This is a genomic window from Streptomyces sp. NPDC030995 (assembly GCF_055571215.1).
This window is the reverse complement of sequence record NZ_JBVIFS010000017.1, coordinates 94,453-105,714: the sequence shown is the minus strand read 5'-3', so window position 1 is coordinate 105,714 and position 11,262 is coordinate 94,453. Positions and strand designations below refer to the sequence as shown.

11 protein-coding genes are annotated in these 11,262 nt (G+C 69.6%); 7 read left to right on the top strand and 4 right to left on the bottom strand.

Annotated features, from left to right (window positions below; all coding sequences use genetic code 11):
- Positions 1-12: 12 nt before the first annotated feature.
- Positions 13-726, bottom strand: coding sequence for a DUF4190 domain-containing protein (locus ACZ45T_RS24465; protein WP_468444676.1), 714 nt, complete (start codon positions 724-726; stop codon positions 13-15).
- Positions 727-837: 111 nt separating this feature from the next.
- Here ACZ45T_RS24465 and ACZ45T_RS24460 point away from each other — a divergent pair, with 111 nt between their 5' ends.
- From ACZ45T_RS24460 to ACZ45T_RS24440, 5 genes are all read left to right on the top strand, one after another.
- Positions 838-1,863 carry an adenosine deaminase gene (locus ACZ45T_RS24460; RefSeq protein ID WP_468444674.1) on the top strand — a complete coding sequence of 342 codons (1,026 nt, stop codon included), beginning with the start codon at positions 838-840 and terminating at the stop codon, positions 1,861-1,863.
- A 37-nt stretch (positions 1,864-1,900) separates the two neighbouring features.
- Positions 1,901-2,590, top strand: coding sequence for a glycerophosphodiester phosphodiesterase (locus ACZ45T_RS24455; RefSeq protein ID WP_468444672.1), 690 nt, complete (start codon positions 1,901-1,903; stop codon positions 2,588-2,590).
- On the top strand, positions 2,587-3,753 hold the full coding sequence (locus ACZ45T_RS24450; RefSeq protein ID WP_468444670.1) for a sensor histidine kinase: 1,167 nt from the start codon (positions 2,587-2,589) through the stop codon (positions 3,751-3,753). Before ACZ45T_RS24455 ends, ACZ45T_RS24450 begins: the two co-directional genes overlap by 4 nt.
- Entirely contained in the window at positions 3,750-4,424 is a 675-nt protein-coding gene (locus tag ACZ45T_RS24445; RefSeq protein ID WP_468444668.1) for a response regulator, read from the top strand. Before ACZ45T_RS24450 ends, ACZ45T_RS24445 begins: the two co-directional genes overlap by 4 nt.
- 149 nt (positions 4,425-4,573) lie before the next feature.
- Positions 4,574-5,761 (top strand): serine hydrolase domain-containing protein, encoded by a 1,188-nt coding sequence (locus ACZ45T_RS24440; RefSeq protein WP_468444666.1) that lies wholly within the window; start codon positions 4,574-4,576, stop codon positions 5,759-5,761.
- A 12-nt stretch (positions 5,762-5,773) separates the two neighbouring features.
- On the opposite strand, the gene ACZ45T_RS24435 is transcribed toward ACZ45T_RS24440, so the two are convergent.
- The 3 genes from ACZ45T_RS24435 to ACZ45T_RS24425 form a co-directional block, all read right to left on the bottom strand.
- Entirely contained in the window at positions 5,774-6,238 is a 465-nt protein-coding gene (locus tag ACZ45T_RS24435) for a hypothetical protein (RefSeq protein WP_468444664.1), read from the bottom strand.
- A gap of 77 nt (positions 6,239-6,315) precedes the next feature.
- Positions 6,316-7,494, bottom strand: a complete 1,179-nt coding sequence (locus ACZ45T_RS24430) for a polyamine ABC transporter substrate-binding protein (RefSeq protein ID WP_468444663.1) — start codon at positions 7,492-7,494, stop codon at positions 6,316-6,318.
- A gap of 128 nt (positions 7,495-7,622) precedes the next feature.
- Entirely contained in the window at positions 7,623-9,062 is a 1,440-nt protein-coding gene (locus ACZ45T_RS24425; protein ID WP_468444662.1) for a gamma-aminobutyraldehyde dehydrogenase, read from the bottom strand.
- A 169-nt stretch (positions 9,063-9,231) separates the two neighbouring features.
- Between ACZ45T_RS24425 and ACZ45T_RS24420 the strand changes: the two genes are divergently transcribed.
- Both ACZ45T_RS24420 and ACZ45T_RS24415 read left to right on the top strand, forming a co-directional pair.
- Positions 9,232-9,735, top strand: a complete 504-nt coding sequence (locus tag ACZ45T_RS24420; RefSeq protein ID WP_007266859.1) for an Lrp/AsnC family transcriptional regulator — start codon at positions 9,232-9,234, stop codon at positions 9,733-9,735.
- 3 nt (positions 9,736-9,738) lie between these two features.
- Positions 9,739-11,100 (top strand): aspartate aminotransferase family protein, encoded by a 1,362-nt coding sequence (locus ACZ45T_RS24415; RefSeq protein ID WP_468444660.1) that lies wholly within the window; start codon positions 9,739-9,741, stop codon positions 11,098-11,100.
- Positions 11,101-11,262 lie beyond the last annotated feature (162 nt).

Here is an 11,262-nt window from a genome sequence, read left to right as displayed (position 1 = left end):
GATCCGAGCCGGTCAGACCTTCTCGCGGACCTGGGAGTTGTCGTAGGGGCTGTCGTACCGGGAGTCGTCGAAGTCCCGGTCCATGAAGTCGGCGAACATGGCCACGAGCATCAGGCCGCCCAGCAGGATGCCGACAGCGCCGAGGATGATGCCCGCGAGCGCCATCCCGCCGTTGTCGGCCTCGCCGCGGTTCGCCTTGCCCTTGCCCAGGGCGCCGAAGACGACCGCGCCGATCCCGAGCGCTATCGCTATGAAGCTGGTGATGCAGCCGATGACCGACAGGATGCCGAGGACGAGGGCGGTGATGCCGAAGCCGTTGCTCCGCTGCGTCCCGTACGGCTGGTACGCGCCATGGCCCGGATAGCCGGGATAGCCGGGATGGCCCGGGTACCCGGGGTATCCGGCGTCACCGGGATATCCGTAGCCGGGCTGGGCGGCCGGGTATCCGTAGGCCGCCGGCGCGGGCCCGGGCATCGGCGCCTGCATCGGAGGCGCCGTCGGCATCGGCCCCTGCATGGGCGGCGGCGTCGACATCGGGGCCGGAGCCGGATGCGGGGCCGGGCCGGACGGGGGCAGCTGGTCACCCGGCATCCCGGCGAGCGTCGGCTGGTCGTGCACGGACGGCGGGCCCGACACGCCCGGCGTGCCCCGCGACTTGCCCAGGTTCACCGCCGGCCGCTCCGGCGGCGCCCACGGGTCTCGCGGCTCGGGGCTGTTCTCGGTCATGCGGCGCCCCCCTCTCGTACAGCCATGCTAAGCGCTGCCACCGACAGTCACGGAGCCTGCCTACGATGAATCCAGACCTGCCCGCACCAGCGTCCTTTCGGAGGCACCCCCATGACCGACCTGCACCCCTTCATCGCGGGGCTGCCCAAGGCCGAACTCCACGTCCACCACGTCGGCTCCGCCTCCCCGCGCATCGTGGCCGAGCTGGCCGCCCGGCACCCCGACTCGAAGGTCCCCACCGACCCCGAGGCCCTCGCCGACTACTTCACCTTCACCGACTTCGCGCACTTCATCGAGGTCTACCTGTCGGTCGTCGACCTGGTCCGCACCCCCGAGGACGTACGGCTGCTGACCTTCGAGGTCGCCCGTGACATGGCCCGGCAGAACATCCGCTACGCCGAACTGACCATCACCCCGTACTCCTCCACCCGGCGCGGCATCGAGGAGAAGGCCTTCATGGAGGCCATCGAGGACGCCCGCAAGGCCGCCGAGGCCGAGCTCGGCGTCATCCTCCGCTGGTGCTTCGACATCCCCGGCGAGGCCGGACTCGAAGCCGCCGCCGAGACCGCCCGGCTCGCCGTGGACCTGCGCCCGGAGGGCCTGGTCTCCTTCGGCCTCGGCGGGCCCGAGATCGGCGTCCCGCGCCCGCAGTTCAAGCCGTACTTCGACGCGGCCCGGGCCGCCGGCCTGCACAGCGTGCCGCACGCCGGCGAGACCACCGGCCCCGAGACCATCTGGGACGCCATCCGTGAGCTGGGCGCCGTGCGCATCGGCCACGGCACGAGCGCCACCCGGGACCCGGAGCTCCTCGCGTACCTCGCCGAGCACCGCATCGCGCTGGAGGTCTGCCCGACCTCCAACATCGCGACCCGCGCGGTGACCGACCTCGACCTGCATCCGGTCAAGGAGATGGTCGCGGCGGGCGTGCTCGTCACCATCAACAGCGATGACCCGCCGATGTTCGGATCCGACCTCAACAACGAGTACGCGGTGGCGGCCCGCCTCCTCGACCTCGACGAGCGCGGGCTCGCGCAGCTCGCCAAGAACGCCGTCGAGGCCTCCTTCCTGGACCCGGCCGGCAAGGCGAAGCTGGGCGCGGAGATCGACGCGTACACCGAGGCGTGGCTCGCGCGCTGACACCCCGTTGGTCCCGTCGGCCCCTGAGAATGGGGCCATGCGCACCCTGACTGCCGTCGGCCACCGCGGCGATCCCTACCGTGTCCGTGAGAACACCCTGTCCTCGATCCGCTCCGCCTTCGCGCGCGGGGCGGACGCGGTCGAGATCGACGTACGGCTGACCCGCGACGGGGTGGCCGTCCTGCTCCACGACGAGACGCTCCAGCGGCTGTGGGGCCATGACGTACGCCTCGGCGACGTCACGGCCCCGCAGCTGAAGGAGCTGACGGACGGCGGCGTTCCGACACTGCGCGAGGCCCTGATGGCGGCCGGGGCGGGCCGGCTGATGCTCGACCTGCCGGGCGGGACCGCCGAGTCGGTGCGCACCGTCGTGGACCAGGTCCGCGAGTGCGGGGCGCGCGAGCGCACGTACTACTGCGCCGGCCCGAACAGCATGCTGGCGGTCCGCGCCGCCGATCCGGGTGCGGAGATCGCCCTGACCTGGACCACGCTGTCGCCGCCGAGGCGGGTGTTGCTCGACGCCGTGGCGCCGCGCTGGCTCAACTACCGCTTCGGGCTGGTGAGCCGGGAGCTCGTGGACGCGCTGCACCGGGACGGCTTCCTGGTGTCGGCCTGGACGGCGGACACCAAGCGGGCGATGAGGGGGCTCCTCGCGGCGGGGGTCGACTCGATCACCACGAACCGGGTGGACGCGCTGGCGGCCGTACGGGCCGGGCTCGGCCGGTGATACGCGCCTTCGGCGTGCGGATCCGCGCCGCCGATCCGCGGTGGCAGGACCTGGGCCTGACCCTGCTGGTGCAGCTGGCCGTCACGATGCCGTTCGTCGTGCCCCGGTCACCCGATCTGCCCCCGGCGAACTGGTCCTCGTACGGCATGACCACGCTCGCCGTGCTCCCCCTGATCTGGCGGCGCCGGGCACCGGTGGCCGTACTGGCGGCGATCCTGGTCATCGGAGGGATCTACAAGGTCACTGTCGACGGGCCTGGCCAGCCGCTGCCGTACGCGGGCCTCATCGCCTTCTACACGGTCGCCCTGCAGTGCGCCCCCCGGGTCCGCGCGGCCGTGGGGCTGGTCAGCGTGGCGGTGGTCGCCCTGTCGGTGGGCTGGGAGACGGGGACGGCGCGGGAGCTGCTGTTCACCCTCTTCGTCTCGGCGGCGGCCTACGTCCTGGGACGGCTCCAGCACACGCGCCAGGCCTACACCGAGGCCGTCGAGGCCCGCGCCGCCGAGCTGGAGCGGGCCAACCGGATCGAGGCGGAGCAGGCGGCCGCGGCCGAACGGGCCCGGATCGCGCGGGAGATGCACGACGTCCTCTCGCACGCGGTCAGCATCATGATCGTGCAGGCGGAGGCCGGGCCGGTGGCCGTACGCAGGGCCCCCGAGCGGGCCGAGGCCGCCTTCGAGGCCATCGCGGAGACGGGGCGCGACGCGATGACGCAGCTGCGCGCGATGCTGGGCGTGCTGCGCACCGACGCGGCCTCGCCCAGGAGCCCACAGCCCGGGATCGCGGCACTGCCGGAGCTGGTGGAGCGGGTACGGGCCAGCGGGCTGCGCGTGTCGTACGAGCGGACGGGCGCGGTGCGCGAGCTGCCGGCGGCCCTGGAGGCCACGGTCCACCGGGTCGTGCAGGAGGCACTGACCAACGTGGTCAAGCACGCCGGGGCTTCGGCGGTGGACGTGACGCTCGCGTACGGCCCCGGCGCCCTCACGGTCACGGTGACGGACGACGGCCGGGGGCCGGGCGGCGCCTCGGGCGGGCACGGTCTGATCGGCATCCGCGAGCGGGCGGCGGCGCACGGCGGGACGGCGTGGACCGGACCGGGACCGGGTGGCGTCGGATATTCGGTGCGGGTGGTCCTTGTAACCTCGCCGCTGGAGGTGGGGAAGTGACGATCCGTGTGGTGGTGGCCGACGACCAGGAGCTGGTGCGCAGCGGGTTCGCGATGATCCTGGACGTCCAGGAGGACATCGAGGTCGTGGCGGAGGTCGGGGACGGCGCGGCGGCGGTCGAGGCGGTGCGGCGGCTCTCACCCGATGTGGCGCTGCTGGACATCCGGATGCCGGTGATGGACGGGATCGAGGCCTGCCGGACGATCTCCGCCGGGAGTGCGTGCCGCACGGTGATGCTGACGACCTTCGACTCGGACGAGTACGTGTACGAGGCGCTGCACGCGGGGGCGAGCGGGTTCCTGCTGAAGGACGTGCGGCGGGACGATCTGGTGCATGCGGTACGGGTGGTGGCTGCGGGCGAGTCCCTGCTGGCGCCTTCGGTGGCGCGGCGGCTGATCGAGGAGTACACGGCGGTGACGGGGGCGGCGCGGCCCGAGCTGCCGGCGGCGCGGCTGGACGTGCTGACGGCCCGGGAGCGGGAGACGCTGCTGCACCTGGGGCGCGGGCTGTCGAACGCGGAGATCGCGGCATCGCTGGTGGTGAGCGAGCACACGGTGAAGTCACATGTGGGGAACGTGCTGGCGAAGCTGGGGCTGCGGGACCGGATCCAGGCGGTGATCTGCGCGTACGAGACGGGCCTGATCGCGGCGGGTACTCCCTCTGCGGAGTGAGGGCACGGCGTGTCGCCTCCCTCTGGCCGGTGAGTTGTCGTACCGGTAAAGACCCCTCTCCATGGTGATCCGCAACTACCCCTCTGACCAGCAGCATTGAGTCATCGGGGCCGCAGCGGCTCCCGGTGGACTCAGAGGGGGATCCCATCATGAAGGCTCGCACGCGCACGCTGATCGCCGCCGCCCTGGTCCTGGGCATCGCGTCCGGACCGGTCGTCGCACACGCCGCTCCGGCTCCCGCCTCGGCGGAGGTCACCGCACCGGGCGTCTCGACCCCGCCGAACGCGGCGGCGCTGGCCGAGGCGATCGCGGGGCTCGGCCCGGACCACAAGGACGCGACGGCCGCGCTGGTCCGAGTGGGGGGTACGAGCGGTGACTGGCGGGGCGGTTCCGGTGTCGCGGACATCGTCACCGGGCGCAAGGCTGTGGAGCAGGGGCGGTTCCGGGCCGGGTCGGTGACCAAGACCTTCACCGCGGCCGTGGTGCTCCGGCTGGCGGCCGAGGGCCGGGTGGATCTGGACCGGCCGGTCCGCTGGTATCTGCCCGGGACCGTCCCCGACGCCTATGGCAGGGTCACCGTCCGGCAGCTGCTCAACCACACCAGCGGCATACCGGCGGCGGACGGTCCGGGCGACTCGTTCGAGGCGCAGTGGGAGCACCGCTTCGATGTGACCGACCCGCACGATCAGCTGGCCAACGCCTTCGCGAAGAAGCCTGAGTTCGTCCCGGGGGCGGCCCAGCACTACCTGAACATCAATTACACGGTGCTGGGCGTACTCATCGAGAAGGTGACGGGCACCTCGTACGAGGAGGCGGTCGCCCGGCGGATCCTGAAGCCGCTGGGTCTGCGTCAGACCTCGTTCCCGGCGCGGACGCAGACGGAGATCCACGGTCCGCACAACCGGGGCTACCAGGCGATAGCCGGGGCGGACGGCTCCAGGGAGCTGCGGGACGTGACGGAGTGGAACTCCTCGGACCGGTGGGCGGCGGGGGACATCATCTCGACCACGGCCGATCTGGAGCGTTTCACCACGGCCCTGTTCAGCGGGCGGATCGTGCCGAAGGCCCAGCTGGAGGAGATGTTCACGGTGCCCGCGGTGAAGAACTTCGTCAACGGGAAGGACGCCACGCTGACGGCGGGCCTGTCCAGGATCGTCCTGCCGGACGGCACGGTGGCGTGGGGCAAGACGGGCGGCCGGCACGGCTACAACACCGCGATAGGAGCGACCCGCGATCTCTCCCGCACCCTGGTCTACTCGGTCAACTCCACGAACGCGAAGGGCGAGGACATGAACCCGGTGGCCCTCGGCATCGTGATGGCGGCCTTCGCCAAGTAGCCCGGACCGAGCCTAGGCGGGCAGCGCCTCAAGGCGCTTGATCATGCGCCGGAGCACCAGCAGGGGGATCACACCGAAGACGCCGAACGACATGTCGATGACACTCCACCAGACGGGGATGCCCCGGATGGGGCCGCAGATCAGGGCCAGGGGTATCACCCCGGCGCAGGCGATCATGCCGGCTTCGACGATCCAGATGTTGCGGACCGGGTCGCGGTGGACGCCGTAGAAGAAGACGGCGATGACGAGGTGCGCGAAGGCGAGCCAGTCGGTTCCGTACAGGAGGAAGGGGTAGTCGGCGTCGGCCTGGTCCAAGCCGTCGCCCACCCGGCGCAGCCACTCGCTGTCCACCAGGGCATTGGCCCAGCGGAGTTCGCTGACCAGGGGGAAGGCCGTGAGGCCGCTGAGCACCAGGCAGACGAGGAACAGGACCAGCCAGGCACGGATTCGCCGCTCGAGGGCGCTTCTCTCGATCATGGAAGGAAGCCTACGCCTCTTTCTGAACACGTTCAGCCAAATTGCTGAACGTGTTCAGTTCCACAATGGGAGCGCGCTCAGAGCCCGACGATCGCGTTCCAGCGCTTGGCGAGGGACCGGCGTTCGGCCGAGGAGATGTCCCGGGCCACGACCAGGCGCTTGCGCATCTCGTCGTCCGGGAAGATCAGCGGGTTCTCGGCGAGCTCGGCGGTCTCCTTGTCGTCGGAGCCGGCCAGGACCTCCCGGGCGGCGGGTACGGGGCAGACGTAGTTGACGGAGGCGGCGAGCGACGCGGCCACCTCCGGGGCGTAGTAGTAGTCGATCAGAGCCTCGGCATTGGCCTTGTGCCGGGCCAGGTTGGGGACCAGCAGGCTCTCCGCCCAGAGCTCGGCCCCTTCCTCGGGGACCACGAACTCGATGTCCGGGTTGTCGGCCTGGAGCTGGATGGCGTCACCGGAGTAGGCCTGGCAGGCGAGGACGTCGCCGCTGCTCAGATCGGAGGTGTAGTCGTTGCCGGTGAAGCGGCGGATGTGCTTCTTCTTCACCAGCTCCTCGACCTGGTCGCACATCCGGTGGAAGTCGGACTCGGTCCAGCGGGTGACGTCCACGCCGTTGCCCTGCATCAGCAGGGAGAAGGACTCGTCCAGGCCCGAGAGGAGGGTGACCTTGCCCGCCAGGTCCGGTTGCCACAGGTCCTGGACCGACTTGATCTCCCGGCCCAGGGCCCGGCGGTTGTAGGCGATGCCGGTGATCCCCGACTGCCAGGGGACGGTGTGCAGCCGGCCCTCGTCGAAGGCGGGGGAACGCAGCTGCGGGTCGAGGTGCCTGGCCACGTTGGACTGGGCCGAGCGGTCCATCTTCTGGGCCCAGCCCAGGTGGACGAAGCGGGCGGCCATCCAGTCGCTGACCACGACGAGGTCGTGGCCGGTCTCCTGGCGGTTCATCAGGGCCGGGCTGACCTTGCCGAAGAACTCGTCGTTGTCGTTGATCTCCTCGGTGTACCGGACCTCGATGCCGGTCCGCTCCGAGAAGGCGTCGAGCGTCGGACGGCGCTCCTCGTCCTCCTCGTCGGTGTCGATGTAGAGCGGCCAGTTGGAGAAGGCGACGCTCCGGTCCCCCTCCGAGCGGTCCGGGCCCTCTCGCCGGTCCTCGGGAACGTAGGCGGCGGGTACTCCGCAGCCGGCCAGGGCGGCCGAGAGGCCCGCGGCACCGAGGCCGGACAGCGCGGCACGGCGGGAGAAGGCGAGTTCAGGCATGGGCCCAGCCTCGGTGAACGCGAAAGGGCGGGCAATAGACATGTTGTCTACTGCCCGCCCCTTCAATGCTGTGCTGTGATCAATGCCGCGCAGCGGCCGATCCGGCCGGTCCAGCCGATCCAGCGGTCTTAGCCATCGAGCGAGGTCATCACGTGCTTGATGCGCGTGTAGTCCTCGAAGCCGTAGGCGGAGAGGTCCTTGCCGTAGCCGGACTTCTTGAACCCGCCGTGCGGCATCTCGGCGACGAGCGGGATGTGGGTGTTGATCCACACGCAGCCGAAGTCGAGGTTCTTGGACATCCGCATCGCGCGGCCGTGGTCCTTGGTCCACACGGAGGAGGCGAGGGCGAACTCGACGCCGTTCGCGTACTCCAGGGCCTGGGCCTCGTCCGAGAAGGACTGGACCGTGATGACGGGGCCGAAGACCTCGTTCTGGATGATCTCGTCATCCTGCTTGAGGCCGGAGACGACGGTCGGGGCGTAGAAGTAGCCCTTCTCGCCGACCTGGTGGCCGCCCGCCTCGACCTTGGCGTGGGCGGGGAGGCGGTCGATGAAGCCCGCGACCTGCTTGAGCTGGTTCGGGTTGTTCAGCGGGCCGTAGAGCACGTCCTCGTCGTCCGGCTGGCCGGTCTTGGTGTCGGAGGCGGCCTTGGCGAGCGCGGTCACGAACTCGTCGTGGATCGACTCGTGCACGAGCACGCGACAGGCGGCGGTGCAGTCCTGGCCGGCGTTGAAGTAGCCCGCGACCGCGATGTCCTCGACGGCCTTGGCGATGTCGGCGTCCTCGAAGACCACAGCCGGGGCCTTGCCGCCGAGCTCCAGGTGGACGCGCTTGACGTCCTTCGAGGCGCTCTCGGCGACCTGCATGCCCGCGCGCACCGAGCCGGTGATCGAGGCCATCGCCGGGGTGGAGTGCTCGACCATGGCCTTGCCGGTCTCGCGGTCACCGCAGACGACGTTGAAGACGCCCTTGGGCAGGACCGAGTCGATGATCTCCGCCATCAGCACGGTGGAGGCCGGGGTGGTGTCCGAGGGCTTGAGCACGACGGTGTTGCCCGCGGCGATGGCCGGGGCGAACTTCCACACGGCCATCATCATCGGGTAGTTCCACGGCGCGACCTGGGCGACGACGCCGACCGGCTCACGGCGGATGATCGAGGTCATCCCGTCCATGTACTCGCCGGCCGAGCGACCCTCGAGCAGGCGGGCGGCACCCGCGAAGAAGCGGATCTGGTCCACCATCGGCGGCAGCTCCTCGCTGGCCGTGAGGCCGAGCGGCTTGCCGGTGTTCTCCGACTCGGCGGCGACGAGCTCGTCCGCGCGCGCCTCGAAGGCGTCCGCGATCCTCAGCAGCGCCTTCTGGCGCTCCGCGGGGGTGGTGTCGCGCCAGCCCGGGAAGGCGGCCGCGGCGGCGGCCATGGCGGCGTCGACATCGGCCTGGCCCGAGAGCGGCGCGGTGGCGTAAACCTCGCCGGTGGCCGGGTTGACCACCTCGGTGGTCCGCCCGTCGACGGCGTCCTTGAACTCCCCGCCGATGTAGTTGCGCAGACGACGCAGTTCGGTGGTCACTACAGCCACACTCCTGATCACATGTCCAACGATTGAGACGATTACCAATCGTAGCCGCTCGGCGGAGGCTTTCGACAGACCCAGACGCCACGAACTACGAAATCAGTGAGATCCAAGACGCCAAACAACGGATTTCATCGATTCCGTCTTGCGGAACAGACGACTCCTCGTGCACAGTGAGGTCGTGGTCAGTCGAAGCGCAGATTCCAGGAACAGACAACCGTCCCCTTCGGTCGATGCTGTGTCCCTGGCGATCATCGAGCAACTGCAGGAGGACGGTCGCCGTCCCTATGCATCGATCGGCAAGGCCGTGGGCCTGTCCGAAGCGGCCGTGCGCCAGCGCGTGCAGAAGCTGCTCGACCAGGGCGTCATGCAGATCGTTGCCGTCACCGACCCGCTCACCGTGGGCCTGCGACGCCAGGCCATGGTCGGCATCAACGTCGAGGGCGACCTCGACCCGGTGGCCGACGCACTGACCGCCATGGCCGAGTGCGAGTACGTGGTGATGACCGCGGGGTCGTTCGACCTGATGGTGGAGATCGTCTGCGAGGACGACGACCACCTGCTGGAAACGATCAACAAGAAGATCCGCACGCTCCCCGGCGTGCGATCAACCGAAAGCTTCGTTTACCTGAAGCTGAAGAAGCAGACCTACATGTGGGGAACTCGATAGCCCGTGAGCCAGGACCTCTCCAAGACCGCCTACGACCATCTGTGGATGCACTTCACCCGCATGTCGTCGTACGAGAACGCACCCGTCCCCACCATCGTGCGTGGTGAGGGCACCTACATCTTCGACGACAAGGGCAAGCGCTACCTCGACGGTCTCGCCGGACTGTTCGTGGTCAACGCAGGTCACGGCCGCAAGGAACTGGCCGAGGTCGCCTACAAGCAGGCGCAGGAACTCGCGTTCTTCCCCATCTGGTCGTACGCGCACCCCAAGGCCGTGGAGCTCGCCGAGCGCCTCGCCCACTACGCCCCCGGTGACCTGAACAAGGTCTTCTTCACCACCGGTGGCGGCGAGGCCGTGGAGACCGCCTGGAAGCTCGCCAAGCAGTACTTCAAGCTCCAGGGCAAGCACACCAAGTACAAGGTCATCTCGCGTGCGGTCGCCTACCACGGCACCCCGCAGGGCGCCCTGTCCATCACGGGCCTGCCGGCCCTGAAGGCTCCCTTCGAGCCGCTGGTTCCCGGCGCTCACAAGGTGCCGAACACCAACATCTACCGCGCCCCGATCTACGGCGACGACCCCGAGGCCTTCGGCCGCTGGTGCGCCGACCAGATCGAGCAGGAGATCCTCTTCGAGGGCGCCGACACCGTCGCGGCCGTCTTCCTGGAGCCGGTGCAGAACGCCGGCGGCTGCTTCCCGCCGCCGCCCGGGTACTTCCAGCGGGTCCGCGAGATCTGCGACGAGTACGACGTCCTGCTCGTCTCCGACGAGACGATCTGCGCCTTCGGCCGCCTCGGCACGATGTTCGCCTGTGACAAGTTCGACTACATCCCGGACATGATCACCTGCGCCAAGGGCATGACCTCGGGCTACTCCCCGATCGGTGCCTGCATCATCTCGGACCGCCTCGCGGAGCCCTTCTACAAGGGCGACAACACCTTCCTGCACGGCTACACCTTCGGCGGCCACCCGGTCTCCTCGGCGGTCGCGCTGGCCAACCTCGACATCTTCGACAAGGAAGGCCTCAACCAGCACGTGCTGGACAACGAGGGCGCCTTCCTCTCGACGCTGCAGAAGCTGCACGACCTGCCGATCGTCGGCGACGTCCGCGGCAACGGCTACTTCTACGGCATCGAGCTCGTCAAGGACAAGGTCACGAAGGAGTCCTTCACGGACGAGGAGACGGAGCGCGTGCTCTACGGCTTCCTCTCCAAGGCGCTCTTCGAGAACGGCCTGTACTGCCGGGCCGACGACCGCGGCGACCCGGTCATCCAGCTCGCGCCGCCGCTGACCGCGGACCAGGGCACCTTCGACGAGATCGAAGGCATCCTGCGCTCGGTGCTCACCGAGGCGTGGACGAAGCTGTAGCCAGAAGGCTGCACATAGTCCGACCACACGGCCCGGATCCTCCGTTCGAGTGAGAACGCGGGGGTCCGGGCCGTGTGCTGTCACCGTCCAAGAGGTTCATCTCTTTACATCTCAGTGCGGCGCCAGTGACTTCAGCGGGCTCCGCTTCGTTCCCCCGGACGG

What these genes read in the sequence shown, in the direction of transcription:
- ACZ45T_RS24465 (WP_468444676.1), bottom strand. Translation starts at nt 726, where the DNA reads ATGACCGAGAACAGCCCCGAGCCGCGAGACCCGTGGGCGCCGCCGGAG.
- ACZ45T_RS24460 (WP_468444674.1), top strand. Translation starts at nt 838, where the DNA reads ATGACCGACCTGCACCCCTTCATCGCGGGGCTGCCCAAGGCCGAACTC.
- ACZ45T_RS24455 (WP_468444672.1), top strand. Translation starts at nt 1,901, where the DNA reads ATGCGCACCCTGACTGCCGTCGGCCACCGCGGCGATCCCTACCGTGTC.
- ACZ45T_RS24440 (WP_468444666.1), top strand. Translation starts at nt 4,574, where the DNA reads ATGAAGGCTCGCACGCGCACGCTGATCGCCGCCGCCCTGGTCCTGGGC.
- ACZ45T_RS24435 (WP_468444664.1), bottom strand. Translation starts at nt 6,238, where the DNA reads ATGATCGAGAGAAGCGCCCTCGAGCGGCGAATCCGTGCCTGGCTGGTC.
- ACZ45T_RS24430 (WP_468444663.1), bottom strand. Translation starts at nt 7,494, where the DNA reads ATGCCTGAACTCGCCTTCTCCCGCCGTGCCGCGCTGTCCGGCCTCGGT.